Consider the following 16,438-nt stretch of genomic DNA (forward strand, 5'->3'; position numbering starts at 1 on the left):
GTGGTGTATTTTTTTTATGAATTTAATTCTATAAGAAATGTTTACAGGAATTATTGAAGATTTAGGCAAAATTACGAAGATTGAAAAAGATAAATCAAACTTGCATCTGTGGGTGAAAAGTAGATTTACTTCAGAATTGAAAATAGACCAAAGTGTAGCTCATAATGGGGTTTGTTTGACTGTTGTTGATATTCAAGGAGATACATACAAAGTAACTGCCATTGCTGAAACACTCGCAAAAACCAATATTGGAAGTTTACAAATGGATGAAATTGTGAATTTAGAACGAGGAATGTTGATAAGTACACGCTTGGACGGACATATTGTACAAGGGCACGTTGACCAAACAGGCGTTTGTACAAAAATTGAAGACGAAAACGGAAGCACACGATTTACATTTTCATACGATGCTAACAGCGGCAATGTAACTATTGAAAAAGGCTCAATTACGGTAAACGGAGTTAGCTTGACGGTTGTGGATTCCTCTAAAAATCAGTTTAGTGTGGTGATTATTCCTTACACGATGGAACATACGAATTTTAAAAATATCAAAGTAGGAAGTGTCGTGAATTTGGAGTTTGATGTTATAGGGAAGTATGTAGCTAAGTTAATGTCTGTCAGATAACTATTTTTATTTTTGAAATCCAGCTTAAATCAATCAGAAGCACACTAAATATCCCCGCAATAAGTACAAATTTCAGAATGTTATGAATCAAAATATAACGATTTTGAAAGTTGCCGCTCCATAAAATAACAAGGGATAAAAGTAGCGTAATTTGAGAAAAAATCAGATAATATGCCATATATCCGACATTAAAATGAATAATTAGTACATAAATAGGAATAAAACAACAGATTGTAGCGAGAGTTATCACTATTTTAGCTCGTTTTTCGCCATATTTTACCGGAATTGTATGGTAATTATGTGCCAAATCGCCCTTTAAGTTCTCCAAATCTTTAATAAATTCTTTGATAAGTATCAAAAGGAATAGTAAAAGAGCGTGAATGAAGATGACTCCGTCAAAATTTTTGTAATAAATGAATACCGCAAAGAAAGGAACAATTGCCAGAATTGCTGAGGTGAAATTCCCCCAAAAGGGAATTTTTTTTATTCGGTGCGAGTAAAGCCACATACCAAAAATGTAACCCGAAAAAAATATTACAGTTCGGAAAGAAACATAACTTGCTACAATTACAGATAAAAAGTTGAGCAGAAAGTAAAGTGTTAGTTTGGTGTTTTGCCCTACCAAGCGGTCAATCATTGATTTAAGTGGCTTGTTGATAAGGTCTTTTTCTTTATCGTAGAATCCGTTGATGATATATCCGCCCGCAATTGCCAAAGCTCCGGCTAAAACCAACATAAAAAGGTTGTCGTCAAGTAACACTTTGCGGATAGAAGTGCTTTTTGAAAGAATGAAAATCGAAGCCAAATATTGAGCGATACAAACCATTAAAATGTTGTACCCTCGAACTGATGAAAATAACCCGAAGATTTTCAATAAAGTACGTTTTGTTCTTTTTCGAATCACGATTTTATTTTTAAAACGAAGAGAGAAAAACAGAAAGTTTCCTACTTTTCTCTCTTTGTGATTTTTACTTATTGTTTGTTTTTACATAATCTAAAATTCGTTGTACTAAATTGGCGTGGTCAGCACCTCGTACACCGTGTGCGTGCATCGGATAGATGGACAAATCCACCAATTTTTTCTTCGTGATAGATTCTTGCATAATGGAAAGCACGTGTTGCGGAACTACCACATCATCAACGCTTCCGTGAATGAAAAGTAATTTACCTTCCAAATTGTTGAGATATTTACCTACACGGCTGTTTTCGTATCCCTCAGGATTTTGTTCGGGTGTGTCCATATAGCGTTCTCCGTACATTATTTCATAAAATTTCCAATCTGTAACCGCACCTCCTGCAACCGAAGTAGTGAATACTTTTGGATGACGTAGCATCAAACTCGAAGCCATAAATCCACCAAAACTCCATCCGTGAACGGCAATTCGTGAGCTATCAACATAAGGAAGAGATTTTAGATATTCAACACCGCTGAGTTGGTCTTTTATTTCCATTTCTCCTAACTGACGATGAATGGCACTTTCAAAAGCAAATCCACGATTGGAACTTCCTCGGTTATCAAGTGTGAAAACGATATAATCCTCATTCTGAGCAAAAACAGGTATCCAAAGGTAAGAATCGGCAAGCCAAGAATTAGTTACCATTTGAGCGTGAGGTCCTCCGTAAACGTACACTAAAACCGGATATTTTTTTGCAGAATTAAAATTCTTAGGTTTGTGTATTTTTCCATATAGCGGAGTTCCGTCATTAGCCTTGATTTCCAAAAGTTCGGTGGTTCCCACAGCGATATTTTCAAGCGGATTTTTTGCAGTCAGGATATTTCGCACCACTCCCGATTCTGTGTTTACAACATTGATGTTTTGAGGAACGGAAACACTGCTGTATGCGTCTATTAAAAATTTGGCATCAGCACTCAATTGCGTTTTGTGCGTTCCTGCAATTTTGGTTAAAGCTGTAATTTTCTTCGGATTTTTTAATTCTATTTTGTAAGTGTGTTTCTCACGTGGGTCTTTGCCCGTTCCTGAGATAAAAACGAACTTTCCTTTTGAATCAAATCCTAAAATATCTTGTACAACCCATTTAAAATCAGTTATTTGTTTGATTAATTTTCCGTTGAGGTTATAATGATAGATGTTCATAAACCCATTTCGCTCGCTCATCCACAGAAATTCATCATTTTTATTAGGCAAGAAGGTTGCAGGATATTCAGGCTCAACCCATTTGCTGTTTTTTTCTTCAAAAAGTGTGTTCACTTTTTTTCCTGTGGAAGCATCATATCTGTTTAACCAATAGTGGTTTTGATCACGATTGATTTCTGCTACCAAAATGTATTTTTCATCAGGCGACCACGAAAGATTTGTAAGATAATGCTCATCAGTAGTGTCAATATCTAAATATATGGTTTTTTGTGTTTTAACATCAAAAATACCGATAGCCGCCTGCTCGCTTTTTTGTCCGGCCATCGGATATTTTATGAGTTTTGAACTTGCAGGAACAGTGTTGATGTCTACCAACGGATAATCCGTAACATTGCTTTCATTTTTTTGATAAAAAGCTAACAAATTTCCTTTAGGAGACCAAAAAGTTCCCTTTTTAATGCCGAATTCGCTGCGGTGGATAGCTTGCCCTGACACAATATTTTTGTCAGAATTGTTTGTGACTTCTATTTTTTCATTGCCTGAAACTGCCACAAAAAGATTATTTCCAATTGTGTAGGCAACGGCTTTTTGATGTTTGTTGAAATCTTTATTTTCTGCTCCGGAAGCAAAAGTGATAGATGATAAATGATTGTTATTCAGATAATCATAAACTTGGAAAGCATTGTCTAACTCAAAAATCAATTCTTTCTGGTCAATGTATGTGATTGATGGGAGACGTCTTAATTTTGAATATACACTCGCCATATCTTCGCCGGAAATGGATTTTATTTTTTGTCCGGTAGCCGAAATAATTTCAAATGATGAGCCATCATCATAAATGTAGTTGTTTGTCCCGTCAATCCACTGCAAGGAATTGTAGTCTTCGGGGTAAAGAAGAGCGTATCCTTTTGGTGAATTGCTGTCGGTTATGTAACCATAAACGGCATCTTGAATAGAAATTTTCTTTTCTTGTCCCAGAACGATGAGGGAAGTCAGTGCTAATAAAAGTGATAGATATTTTTTCATTGGATATTAATGTTTTTGATTTGACATTTTTTCGTTTTCTGTTGCGGACACGGTTTCAACTTTTCGTTTTCTGATTCCAAGCATTTTCTTTTCAAATTCCCAAAAAAATCGGAATTGTCCTAAAAGTGTTCCCACAATTAATAGAATAATTTGATATATGGGCAGTATGATGATTAATCGCAAAATCCAAGCCAAAACAGGGTTTAACTCATTAAAATCCAAGCCAATGTAATCACAAAAAGGACGTGAAACTTTGGCAGAGAGCGAACCTGTAATTGTAAAAGTAATCAAAATGAGCCAAACTTGTGTGTTTGAGGTAACATTCCAGCGTTTTTTTAGTTTTTCAAGCATATTTTATACGATAAATATATGGTTAATTATTTTTATTTCGGCTATCTTCTCCCCATAAAAGCTTATTTCTGAGTGTGTTGATGAAACTTTCTCCTTCCAATCGAATCATTTTTATGGAAAAATCAGCCTTACGAATTGTTACAGAAACTTTGTTGAGGAGCGTTTCAATCCGAGAGTCAAACGAAATCAAATACTTTTTTTCTCGTCCTGAAATAGTTAGCTTAATTTCCGTATCGTCAGGAATGACCAGCGGACGTGCATTCAGATTGTGCGGAGCGATGGGGGTAATCACAAAATTTTTTGCATTCGGGATGATTACGGGTCCTCCGCAGCTTAATGAGTAACCTGTTGAACCAGTGGGAGTTGATATAATCAAACCATCTGCCCAATACGAGGTCAGAAATTCCCCATTGAGTTCCGTATTGATGGTAATCATCGAGGCTGTATTCTTTCGGGTTACGGTGATTTCGTTTAGAGCAAAGTTAATCTCACTTACGGGCTTTCCGTCGCTACTCACAATAGCTTCAATAACAGAACGTTCTGTGATTTTATAGTTTTTTGTACGCAAAGCGGAAAATACATTCTCAATTTCATCTTTTTGAGCTGTTGCTAAAAATCCGAGTCGCCCAACATTGATTCCTAAAATGGGAATGTTCAGATTTCGAACGAAGGTAATCGCTCGCAAAATAGTTCCGTCGCCACCAATAGTCAGCATTACATCAAAAGAAGCGTCAAGGTCTGAAAAACAGGTAAATGACTTGCATTCGTTGCTCAGAATTGCTTCTCGTTTTAAATCTTCAAAAAGTTTTTGTTCCACATAAACAACGTCTGAAGGCTCAATGTGAGCGAACAAATCTTCAAATACTTTTTTGTAATTTTCAGAATACTGCTGTGCGTAAATTGCTATTTTCATTTTGGTGCTGTGCGTCAGTAGTTTTTAGTTATATGTTCAAATATTTATCAAAATAATCCGATTTTTCTTTCAATTCTTGCAAGTAAAAATCATCTTCTTTTTCAACCAATATGGCATACTTGTAACGGCGAAACGTTTGCAGAATTTCCGTAAGTGAATTGGCAATGATTTTCAGCGTTATATGCACTTTCCCGTTGGAAGCATCGGAAATAAATATTCCCAAAATTTTAGCTTGGTTTGATTCTACAATTTGCGAAATTTCGCTGAAAGAATATTCTTCCTGATTTTTTTCCAAAACGATAAAACTGCCAATTTCTCTCAAAAAAGGAGTTTCTGAAAATAAGTGAATAAAGTCAACTAATTGATAATAACCTAAATATTGATTTTCTTCATCCAAAACCGGAACGATATTGCTATCGTATTTTACAAAAATCTCCATTACTTCTTCCCAACGAGCATCTTTCTTGGCGAAAAATATATCCATATCGTACAGAAAATCAGTAAGTTTGTTGTTGTCTGAAGCAGAAAGCACAACCTCACGAGGAAGCATCCCAATCATATTTCCCATATTAAATATGGGTAAATGCGACAAATGTTGAGATTTTAGCAATTCCACGGCTTCACAAACAGAATTCTCTGGCGTGATAACAGGCAGATTGGTTTTTAAGGAATTATGAATTGACATATCGGATAATATTGATTTACAATTTGTTGATAATTAAATTAATGCGAGTTCTATCGCTTTTTTGCAACTCTTTGGCACAAAGATAGCATATTTTACAAAGCAATTCAATTTAAGAAGAACGGAATCCGACCTTTTTAATTATTCCTTTACGAAGTCTGCGATTTCTTGCACTAATTTTGCATTAATAGGTAAATCAGGATTTGCGTAAGATTGCATATTTTCAACGCTGTTGGTTACCGTTTTCAGCACGTGATTCATTTCTTCAATGATGCAGAATTTAGCATTAGGCGATGCTTCTTTTAGTATTTCTGCCTCGGAAACAGGTACTTGCAAGTCAGAAGTTCCGTTTACTATGAGTACGGGCATTTTAAGCTTTTGAAGCTCAGTTTTTGGGTCGTACTTCAGCCACGAAATCATATATGGCTGAACGCTTTTTCTGAAAACAGCTTGTAACATAGGGTTTTGCACCTCTACAACATTTCCTTTTTTGAGTTCGGAAAGAATTTCTTTACTTTGCTTGAGCAGCAATGGAGCGTTTGTTTCCATTTGATGTTCAATAACTTTATCGATTGAGTTTCCGGCTCCGGCGATGGAAACGAATTTATCAACATTTGCTTTTTGCGAAGCCACCATTCCAACAAGCGAGCCTTCGGAATGCCCGGCAATGGTCACGGATTTGTATTTTTTCCCCTTCAGGAAAAATTCAGCAACCAAAACGGCATCTTCAATAAAGTCATTGAAAGACAGTTCCTCTTCCTTGAGGTTATTTTGCTTCATTAGCCCGAAAATACGCTTGTCATAACTGAAAACAGAAATTTCATTTTTAGCCAATTCCTGAGCCAAGAACTTAAGTGAGTTGTTTTTCATAAGTGGTTGATTTCCGTCGCGGTCAGTAGGTCCCGAACCGGCAATTAAAATAACCAAATCTGTTGGCTGAGATGTGTTGGGGGTGTATAAAGTTCCGCTTAAAAGTGAATTAATCTCAACATTTTCTGAAATAAAAGAAGTCTGTTGTGCAAAAACCTGCATCGAAAATAAAATAAATAGTAAAAAGGTTCTTTTCATAATCTAAAAGATATAATTTGCTAACAAAAATATACTTTATTTTTGAAATAAGGAAAATAAAATTTACAAATGAGATAAAATTCAATGATAAAAACAGAATTTATTGCTTTGATGTTTCTGTTATAGGCTTGTGATACCAAAAAGATTTCGTACTTTTGACCTTTCCGAAAGGGAAATTTTACCTTAATAGATAATAATGAACGCAGAAAAAGTATCAAAACACATTGTACAATGGTTACAGAACTATGTTGAAAGCTCCCGAGTGAAAGGACTCGTTATCGGGATTTCAGGAGGAGTGGATTCGGCGGTAGTTTCCACACTTTGTGCCAAAACGGGCTTGCCCACGCTTTGTCTTGAGCTTCCCATACATCAAGCAGAAAGCCACGTGTCGAGAGCTAAGGAACATATCGATTTTTTAAAGAAAAACTACACCAATGTTTCCAGCCTTGAGGTAGATTTAACTCCCGTTTTTGACCAATTTGTGAGTCAAATTCCGGAAACAGATAAGCCCACGTATGAAATGGCTTTGGCAAACACCCGAGCAAGATTGCGAATGACAACTCTTTATTATTTCGCTGGTTTAGAAGGATATATCGTAGTGGGAACAGGTAATAAGATAGAAGATTTCGGGGTCGGATTTTTTACTAAATATGGCGATGGAGGCGTAGATGTCAGCCCAATTGCCGATTTAATGAAAAGCGAAGTATATCTTTTAGGAAAACATTTGAAAATTCCTGAATCTATCCTGAACGCAAAACCTTCGGACGGGCTTTTTGGTGATGACCGAAGCGATGAAGACCAGCTAAAAGCCTCGTATGACGAACTGGAATGGGCTATGTTGCAAGATGAGAAGGGAAAACAAGCCGATGACTTCTCGGGGCGTGAAAAGGAAGTGTTTCAAATTTATAAACGCTTGAATAAAATCAATCAACACAAAATGAATCCTATTCCGATTTGTAAAATAGAGGATAAAAATTAGTTTCTTTTTAATTATTTCAAATTTGTATATTTTTTCAACCATTAATCTCTTAATAAAAGAATATTATGAACATATTAATTTTAGGTTCGGGCGGACGTGAACACGCTTTTGCTTTGAAAATCAGCCAAAGTAACCAATGTGAAAACCTATATGTAGCTCCAGGAAATGGCGGAACGCATCAGGTAGCAACCAATATAAACATAAATCCCACTGATTTTCAAGCAGTGAAACAAATAGTGTTGGATAAGCATATCGAAATGGTTGTAGTAGGCCCTGAAGACCCTCTGGTACAAGGAGTTTACGATTTTTTCAAGGCAGATACACAATTGCAACACGTTCAAGTGGTGGGGCCATCACGCGAAGGAGCTAAATTGGAAGGAAGTAAGGAATTCGCCAAACAATTTATGCAACGCCACAATATCCCAACGGCTAAGTACGAGAGTTTTACCAAAGAAACCGTAGAACAAGGATGCAAATTTTTGGAATCAATGCAACCTCCTTATGTTTTAAAAGCCGACGGATTGGCGGCGGGCAAGGGAGTTTTGATTATTAATGATTTGAACGAAGCTAAAACCGAACTTAAAAATATGTTACTCAACGAGAAGTTCGGGAATGCAAGCCAAAAGGTTGTTATTGAGGAGTTCTTAGACGGAATAGAACTAAGTTGTTTTGTGCTTACCGATGGCAAAAATTACAAATTACTACCTACAGCCAAAGATTATAAACGTATCGGTGAGAATGACCAAGGCTTAAACACGGGCGGAATGGGAGCAGTGTCCCCGGTGCCTTTCGCTGATGCGGATTTTATGGAAAAAATAGAAACTCGTATCGTAAAACCAACCATTTTAGGGCTTCAAAAGGATAATATTGATTACAAAGGATTTGTTTTCATCGGGCTTATTAAAGTTAAAGGCGAACCTTACGTGATTGAATATAACGTGCGTATGGGTGACCCTGAAACGGAGGTAGTTCTGCCTCGCATTGAAAGCGATTTAGTCCCTATTTTTAAAACATTGAAAACACAAACCTTGGATTCGGTTTCTCTTGCCATCACGCCACAAAGTGCAACCACCGTGATGATGGTTTCGGGAGGTTATCCGGAAGATTACGAGAAAGGAAAACGAATTTCCGGAATAGAAAATGTGTCAGGAAGCATCGTTTTTCACGCAGGAACAACCTTAAAAGATGGCGAGTTGCAAACTTCAGGCGGACGAGTGCTTGCCGTTACTTCTTTCGGGGAGGATTTTAAGCAAGCCTTGCAGAAATCATACGAGAATATCGGAAAAATTCACTTCGATAAGATGTATTTCCGAAAAGATATCGGGTTTGATTTATAGAAAAATGAATGTAAAACACGGAAAAAGGTGTTTATTTCCAAAAGTTTACGCTATAATAGTTGCTAATTGGTACTTTTAGCGATTCACAGAAATAGAATAAAAAAATGTATCGGGAAAGATTGTTATTGCTTCTCGATACATTTTTTCTTTTATTGTGTTGCAGAAAAATTCTTACGATTAATATATGTTTTAAGAATTCAAATAATCTGCTTTTGGCTGAAATTAATTCGCTTTTAGATAGAAACTTCTCCTTTAATGGCAGGATAAGGGTCGTAACCTTCCAAAGTAAAGTCTTCGTATTTGAAAGAAAATAGGTCGGTCACCTCTGGGTTTAGTTTCATTAAGGGAAGAGGACGTGGCTCGCGGCTTAGTTGTAAATTCACCTGCTCAAGATGATTGTTATAGATGTGAACATCACCGAATGTATGCACAAAATCTCCCGCTTGTAGCCCGCAAACCTGAGCAAGCATCATTGTTAGTAGGGCATAGGAGGCAATATTGAAAGGCACGCCCAAAAATACATCGGCACTGCGTTGGTAAAGCTGACACGAGAGCTTTCCGTCAGCCACATAGAACTGAAAAAAGGCGTGACAAGGAGGCAAAGCTGCCTTTCCGTTGGCAACATTTTCAGAAAAGGACTTTGAAGTATCGGGCAACACCGAAGGATTCCAAGCTGAAACTAACATCCGGCGGCTATCCGGATTTTTCTGTAACGTTTCAATAACTTCCTTAATCTGGTCGATGCCTTCGCTGTTCCAATTTCGCCATTGATGCCCGTAAATAGGTCCTAAATCGCCATTTTCATTCGCCCACTCGTTCCAAATACGAACGCCGTTATCAGTGAGATACTTAATGTTAGTATCACCTTTCAAAAACCACAAAAGCTCGTGAATGATGGACTTTAAATGTAACTTTTTGGTAGTAACAACCGGAAATCCTTGACTTAAATCGAACCGCATTTGATATCCGAATACACTAATGGTGCCTGTTCCTGTGCGGTCTTCTTTCTTATGTCCGTTTTCTAAAATATGTCGTAATAAATTGTGATACTGTTGCATTTTATTAGTTTTGAAAAAAGAAAAATTATTACCGCAAAGATACAAAAAACCACCTCATAACGAAGTGGTTTTATCAATATATTAATGTTATTTTGAATTTAAAATTACTAAAATAAAAGTCTTTGCCTTTGCTTGGAGTAACACGCTATTTGTCTTGCTGAGCGAAGTCAAAGCATCAATCCTCATTATAGTAAATATCAAAATTAGTTTGCATAATAGAATGATTTTGGCTAATTACTTTTACCTAATCGTTTTTCTAATTCCTTTTTAACTTCTTCGGCGGTAGGGTCAATTGCAATGATAATGCCTTTCTCATCAATAAGGAAAACCCCTCCCCCTCTATTTTGAATTCCATATTTCTGCCAAATTTTATTTTGCCTGTCTAATTCAACCAATTGCAACCAATCCCATTTTTCTTTCTCTAAAAATTGAGTTAGCCTGTCTGTATTTTTAAATTCACCGGCGATTCCCACCATTGTGAAGCCTTTATCTTTGTATGCCTCATAAATAGGAATCATCATACGGGTACTAGCAATGCAAGAACCACACCACGTAGCCCAAAAATCTAATAATGTGATTTTCCCTTCGATAACTTTTGATAGTTGCACTTGCTTTCCGTCTAGGTCAGGAGCTGTAAAATCTACGAATTTCTGCCCTACTTGAATATTTTCAAGAGAGGAAACCAATTCGGCAACCAATTTATTGTATGGATGTTTCGGATTGGCTTTTGCAAGTTTCTCAGCAACTCTTTTGCTGTAAGTAATATCCATCTCCTCCCTTTTATACATCAAATCTTTCAAAAGAAATGAGTAGGCAACTAAGTTCGGATTTTCCTCAATGTAGTTCTGACGGTAGGCTTTGGCTTGCTCAATCAGAGGTTTTAACCTATCATTGAGCTTTTTAGCCTCAGGGCTGAGATGTTTGTCAGCCTCTCTTAGAGCTTCAAGTTTTTCATAAATAAGTTTTTTCTCAACGCCTGTCTTCTCATCTAACTGTTTGTATAGTTCCTTCGCCTCTTGGCTATCATCCAAATCATTTTCATACAAAATCTCCAAACTATCTGTAATCGGTTGGAAAAGATGAGCAAACTTACGATTCAAATTGTCCGTATATTTTTTATACTCAGCATTCCATTTGCCTCCTTTTACTATGTTTTTGTTAAACTCTTCTTCGTTATAAAGCGTTACTTGTATCTCTTCATTTTCCAAAAACAATTCCATAAAACTTCCACTTCCTTTCTCACGAATTTCACTAAAAGAAAGTTCCACTGCTTCCGGAAATTCTAAGTGCGATTCATAGTAAAACTTTCCGTTTTTTACAGGAATTTCTATAACGGGTCCTTCAAGCAAGGACTGTGTAGGTTTTGCTAATAAAATAGATTTTGTTTCTGCCCCGATAACTTCTCCTTTGAGTTTTAGCATTGGTTTTTGTTGGGCAAAAGAGACATTAAAATACAGCACCAGAAGTGATACTACACATAAGATTCTTTTCATTTTGATTGATTTATATTTAAGGTTGATTTTGGTTACAAATATAGGCAAAAAGTATGACATAAGCAATAAATAGTATGGATTGACGCTCAAAAAGCCCTTATAAGCTACATATTTGGAGCTAAGAGATACAAAAAACCACCTCATAACGAAGTGGTTTTTATCAAAGTTGTATTAATAAGTGATTTCTGTTATTATTGTTTGGGGTTTTGCATTAGGACTACTCTTATAAACCTCTTCTATTCTTGTAGGATAGCCCTTATCGTTGTACTGATAGCTGTAAGTTGAAGTCTCTGTTCTGTTATATTGAGAACCTTGTTTGTATTCGAAGGTCATTTTTAAAGAAATTAGATTGTTTTTCATCACTTCTTCATCAAGAAAATGATCTGGTTCTGTAGCAAGAGCAATTGGATGGTGTTTATAATTCTTTTTATCATCATACTGAAACTCCTTAGTTATTTTACGATCCTCTTCTTCTTCCACAGACCTTATAACTCGTCCCTCGGCGTCAAGTGTATAGGTTGTAGTTTCAGTTCTTGTCATTTTCTGATCATTTATTATATAAGGAATTGTTTTAATTTCTTTTATTTCGGTAGGAGAAACATACACAAATTCGCTTACCTTGATACTTTCATCAGAACCCCAATTGTTTTTTACTTGTTTTTCAATTAACTTATCACCCGAATACTTGTATGTAGTAGTATTACTGTTTTTACCGCTATTAGTTAACCATTCTTCTACTTTTTCCACCAATTTTCCATTTTCATATTTGTAGGTATTTTTTGAGTCTTCTTTATTGGTTTTAAGATTTACATAAACCGAAGTTTTTAATAAGTCGTTTTCGTACGTATGAGTGAATTTTGAGGAATCTTCTTTTTTGTTATTTTTAAATGAGTTGAATGTGCCACCTACAACTTTATTTTCTACAATTTCATAATTGACTTCCTCAACGTGTTCTATTCGAGTTTCTACACCATTTTGGTCGCGTTTTACCTCAGTGGAGCGTTCCACAATCTTTTTAGGTAATATAGATGCTTCCTCAATGGGTTGCCCTCCGTCAGTATTGTCTTTGTCACAACTTACAATTAAAGACAATGCGAATAAAGATAAAATAAATCTTTTCATATGTATATAGTTTTACAATTAATGGCGGCAAAGGTAATAGAAAATTTCTTAAATACATTCAACTAAATGTTAAATGTGTTTGATTTTTACTATTAGAAAGAGGAAGATAAATAATCTTAGTTATGTTGTTACTGACTAACGTTTATATAAAAGGAACTTTAAGATAGTTTTAATTAAGAAAAAGATAGTAAAAACCCCCTTTGAGGTACTTTTTAATATCTAAAAGCGGGTTATAATTATCTAAAAGGTAGTTTTTACAGACTTTGAGGTGGTTTTAATTAAGAAAAAGATAGTAAAAACCCGCTTCGAGGTACTTTTTAATATCTAAAAGCAGATTATAATTATCTAAAAGATAGTTTTTATCAGCTTCGAGGTGGTTTTAATTTCTTAATACCTACCATAATATCAGATAAAACTGCTAAAAATAAAGGGCGAAATATATTTCGCCCTTACATTGTGTATTTTTTATGGGTGTGTATGCAATACGACCCTACATTATGCCAATTTCACCAATAAATTATCGCCCTCTTTCTCAACGGAAGCTACTTTTTTACCGGTTAGTCCTTTTATGGCTTTGTCCCATTTTTTATTGGACAATCCCGATTGTGTTTTTAAGTCTTCCAAGGGGAGTGTTTCGGCTTTTTGCAGAATTTCAAACACCATTTTTTCATCTTCGTTTAGTTCAACTGCCTGTGCGGCTCGCACCTGCGGCTTCATTTGCGGGAAGAAAAGTACTTCTTGTATGCTTTCGTTACCCGTTAGGAACATAATAAGTCTGTCCATTCCGATACCGAGTCCTGATGTGGGCGGCATACCAAATTCCAACGCTCGCAAAAAGTCTTGGTCAATGAACATAGCCTCGTCATCGCCTCGCTCGGAAAGTGCCATCTGTGCTTCGAAGCGTTCACGTTGGTCGATAGGGTCGTTTAGCTCGGAATAGGCGTTGGCAATCTCTTTTCCGCAAACCATTAGCTCGAAACGCTCGGTAAGCTCGGGGTTTGAACGGTGTTCTTTGGTCAGTGGCGACATTTCTTTCGGGTAATCGGTAATGAAAGTCGGCTGAATGAAATTTCCTTCGCATTTTTCGCCGAAAATTTCATCAATCAGCTTGCCTTTGCCCATCGTATCATCAACTTCAATTCCGATGGATTTGGCAAAATCGAACAATTCTTTTTCGGTTTTTCCCGTGATGTCAAATCCTGTGAATTTTTTGATGGCTTCGGTCATCGTAACGCGCGGATAAGGTGCCTTAAAGTCGATTTCGTTCTTGCCGAAAGTTGCTTTGGTTGAGCCATTTACCGCGATGGCACAATGTTCCAAGAGCTGTTCGGTAAATTCCATCATCCAATGGTAATCCTTGTACGCCACATAAATTTCCATTGCGGTAAATTCAGGGTTGTGAGTTCTGTCCATTCCTTCGTTTCGGAAGTTTTTAGAGAACTCGTACACGCCATCAAATCCGCCTACGATAAGTCTTTTGAGGTACAACTCATTGGCAATTCGCATATAAAGCGGAATATCCAACGAATTGTGGTGAGTTATGAACGGACGTGCTGCTGCCCCGCCCGGAATAGATTGCAATACAGGAGTTTCAACTTCCATATAGCCGCGGTCGTTAAAAAACTGACGCATTGCATTGAAAAGTTTGGTTCGTTTGATGAAAACTTCCTTCACTTGTGGGTTTACTACCAAGTCCACGTAACGCATACGGTAGCGAAGTTCAGGATCGGTGAAGGCATCGAATACATTTCCGTCGGCATCGGTTTTAGGAAGTGGCAACGGACGAAGTACTTTGCTAAGTAGTTTGATTTTCTTCACGCGTACGGATTTTTCGCCCACCTGTGTAGTGAAAAGTTCGCCTTCTACACCGATGAAATCACCCAAATCGAGCAATTTTTTAAATACCTCATTATAAAGAGTTTTGTCCTCATCGGGGCAAATTTCGTCACGGTTGATGTAAAGCTGTACACGCCCTTCACTATCTTGCAACGAAGCAAATGAAGCCTTTCCTTGAATGCGAACAGACATCAGCCTACCTGCCAAAATCACGCTTTTGCCTTCCTCGAACTGGCTTTCGACCTCTTTTGAAGTGGTATTTACAGGGAATAATTCCGCCGGATACGGATTGATGCCCATTGCTCTCAATTTATGGAGTTTCTCTCTACGAATTATCTCTTGTTCTGATAGTTGCATATAATTAACCTATTTTTTAAACCGCAAAAGTAAGGATTTTTTGGGAAATAGATTTGATTTAAAGCGGATTTAATCGTTATTAAACACACACGATTGAAAAACTATCAAAGTTTTGAAGCCAAAATTGTAATTTTTTGTTACTTTCTGCCAGAAATTAGTTACTTATTAACAGCAAAAAGTTACAAAAATATAGCAAAAAGCGGGTTAAAAGAAAGTACAAAGCCAAAGAAGAATATTATCCGTTGATTACAAATAGTTTTACGGTTTGTATTTTGGTTTCGGAGCTTTCTTCTATGTAAAAATCGAAAGGAGGCATCGATACGGTTTCTCCTTTGGACGGGATACCTTCGTTAAAAGCTACGATAAGTCCGCCGAGAGTTTCATAATCCTCACTTTCAGGTAGGTCGAGGTTGTATTTTTCATTAATATAATCAACTTCCAATCGTGCCGAAAAGAGGTATTCGGTGTCCGAAATTTTTTCTTCCAAGAAAATATCTTTGTCGTGCTCATCTTCAATTTCACCGAAAAGCTCTTCAACGATATCTTCAAGGGTCAGCATCCCTGATGTTCCGCCGTATTCGTCCAAAACCACAGCCATACTTTTGCGTTTTCGGGTAAGCATATCAAGTACTTCGTGAATGAGCATAGTTTCAGGAATGTATGGAATAGGAATTAAAATGCTTTTGATGTCTTTCGGTTTTTTGAACATATCAAAGGTATGTACATATCCCACAATATCATCAATATTTTCGTTGTAAACCAATATTTTAGAGAATCCTGAGGAAACAAAGGAGTGAATTAAATCTTCTGGTTTTTCGTTAATGTCCACTGCGATGATTTCAGTTCGTGGAATCATAATTTCACGAGCCTTTACGCCGGAAAATTCCAATGCATTCTGAAAAATTTGTATCTCTGCGTCAACTTGTTCTTTCTTTGAGGCATTTTCCATCTGTTCGGAAATATAATCTCCCAACTCTACTTTTGTGAACGACAGCGGAACGGAATCGCCTTCGGTTTTAAAGAAAACTTTCAGGATAAAGTCGGAAATCCAAATAATGAAGTTGGAAATAGGAGAGAACAGCCAATAGAAAAAATACGCAGGAACAGCCAAAATTTTAAGAACTTGATTGGCATAAATTTGGAAAAACACCTTTGGCATAAACTCCGCAGTAATGAGTATTATCAGTGTGGAAATTACGGTATGCCATAAAACATTTTGAAAGAATGGAGGTAACATTTCTGTCATCACTTTTCCCATTTCAAAACCATATATAACTAACGCTATGTTGTTGCCTACCAGTACCGTAGCAATAAGTTTTGAAGGTTTTCGGGTGATTTTTGTCAAAATATTAGCCATAAAACCTCCTTGTTTTTTTTGGATTTCGATGTGTACTTTATTGGAAGATACATACGCAATTTCAAATCCTGAAAAGAAGGCTGACAGAACTAACGTAGTGATAATGATGATGATAGATGTTGTTTCCATTGTAAGTTT

Annotated in this window: 14 protein-coding genes; 3 read left to right on the plus strand and 11 right to left on the minus strand. The window is 36.6% G+C overall.

The window, feature by feature from the left end; translation table 11 throughout:
• The first annotated feature begins 37 nt into the window (after window positions 1-37).
• On the plus strand, window positions 38-625 hold the full coding sequence (locus CGC58_RS07180) for a riboflavin synthase (protein ID WP_095896104.1): 588 nt from the start codon (window positions 38-40) through the stop codon (window positions 623-625).
• On the opposite strand, the gene CGC58_RS07185 is transcribed toward CGC58_RS07180, so the two are convergent.
• The 6 genes from CGC58_RS07185 to CGC58_RS07210 all read right to left on the minus strand — a co-directional run bounded on the left by CGC58_RS07185 (window position 618) and on the right by CGC58_RS07210 (window position 6,761).
• Complete coding sequence (locus CGC58_RS07185) at window positions 618-1,451, minus strand: geranylgeranylglycerol-phosphate geranylgeranyltransferase (protein ID WP_232748883.1); 834 nt, start codon at window positions 1,449-1,451, stop codon at window positions 618-620. The genes CGC58_RS07180 and CGC58_RS07185 overlap by 8 nt on opposite strands.
• Window positions 1,452-1,593: 142 nt before the next feature.
• On the minus strand, window positions 1,594-3,747 hold the full coding sequence (locus CGC58_RS07190; protein ID WP_095896106.1) for a S9 family peptidase: 2,154 nt from the start codon (window positions 3,745-3,747) through the stop codon (window positions 1,594-1,596).
• Between the two features lie 6 nt (window positions 3,748-3,753).
• A complete protein-coding gene (locus tag CGC58_RS07195) occupies window positions 3,754-4,098 on the minus strand; it encodes a DUF6787 family protein (protein WP_095896107.1) in 345 nt (114 codons plus the stop codon).
• A gap of 22 nt (window positions 4,099-4,120) precedes the next feature.
• On the minus strand, window positions 4,121-5,011 hold the full coding sequence (locus CGC58_RS07200; RefSeq protein WP_095896108.1) for an NAD kinase: 891 nt from the start codon (window positions 5,009-5,011) through the stop codon (window positions 4,121-4,123).
• Window positions 5,012-5,039: 28 nt separating this feature from the next.
• The gene (locus tag CGC58_RS07205; protein WP_227977385.1) at window positions 5,040-5,696 is read right to left on the minus strand and encodes a CBS domain-containing protein; all 657 of its coding nucleotides are present in this window, start codon (window positions 5,694-5,696) and stop codon (window positions 5,040-5,042) included.
• A gap of 138 nt (window positions 5,697-5,834) precedes the next feature.
• The gene (locus CGC58_RS07210; protein ID WP_095896109.1) at window positions 5,835-6,761 is read right to left on the minus strand and encodes an alpha/beta hydrolase; all 927 of its coding nucleotides are present in this window, start codon (window positions 6,759-6,761) and stop codon (window positions 5,835-5,837) included.
• Window positions 6,762-6,957: 196 nt separating this feature from the next.
• Here CGC58_RS07210 and nadE point away from each other — a divergent pair, with 196 nt between their 5' ends.
• Together nadE and purD are read left to right on the plus strand one after the other, a co-directional pair.
• Window positions 6,958-7,740 (plus strand): NAD(+) synthase, encoded by a 783-nt coding sequence (nadE, locus tag CGC58_RS07215; RefSeq protein WP_095896110.1) that lies wholly within the window; start codon window positions 6,958-6,960, stop codon window positions 7,738-7,740.
• Between the two features lie 65 nt (window positions 7,741-7,805).
• Window positions 7,806-9,077, plus strand: coding sequence for a phosphoribosylamine--glycine ligase (gene purD / locus CGC58_RS07220; RefSeq protein WP_095896111.1), 1,272 nt, complete (start codon window positions 7,806-7,808; stop codon window positions 9,075-9,077).
• Between the two features lie 233 nt (window positions 9,078-9,310).
• Here the strand turns inward: purD and CGC58_RS07225 are convergent, their stop codons facing one another.
• The 5 genes from CGC58_RS07225 to CGC58_RS07245 form a co-directional block, all read right to left on the minus strand.
• A complete protein-coding gene (locus CGC58_RS07225) occupies window positions 9,311-10,135 on the minus strand; it encodes a thymidylate synthase (protein ID WP_095896112.1) in 825 nt (274 codons plus the stop codon).
• Window positions 10,136-10,365: 230 nt separating this feature from the next.
• Window positions 10,366-11,628, minus strand: coding sequence for a TlpA disulfide reductase family protein (locus CGC58_RS07230; RefSeq protein ID WP_157909230.1), 1,263 nt, complete (start codon window positions 11,626-11,628; stop codon window positions 10,366-10,368).
• Between the two features lie 171 nt (window positions 11,629-11,799).
• On the minus strand, window positions 11,800-12,750 hold the full coding sequence (locus CGC58_RS07235; RefSeq protein ID WP_095896114.1) for a hypothetical protein: 951 nt from the start codon (window positions 12,748-12,750) through the stop codon (window positions 11,800-11,802).
• A gap of 495 nt (window positions 12,751-13,245) precedes the next feature.
• Entirely contained in the window at window positions 13,246-14,943 is a 1,698-nt protein-coding gene (gene lysS, locus CGC58_RS07240) for a lysine--tRNA ligase (RefSeq protein WP_095896115.1), read from the minus strand.
• Window positions 14,944-15,178: 235 nt separating this feature from the next.
• On the minus strand, window positions 15,179-16,429 hold the full coding sequence (locus CGC58_RS07245) for a hemolysin family protein (RefSeq protein ID WP_095896116.1): 1,251 nt from the start codon (window positions 16,427-16,429) through the stop codon (window positions 15,179-15,181).
• Window positions 16,430-16,438 lie beyond the last annotated feature (9 nt).

Source organism: Capnocytophaga stomatis (genome assembly GCF_002302635.1).
In the GTDB taxonomy this organism is placed as follows: domain Bacteria; phylum Bacteroidota; class Bacteroidia; order Flavobacteriales; family Flavobacteriaceae; genus Capnocytophaga; species Capnocytophaga stomatis.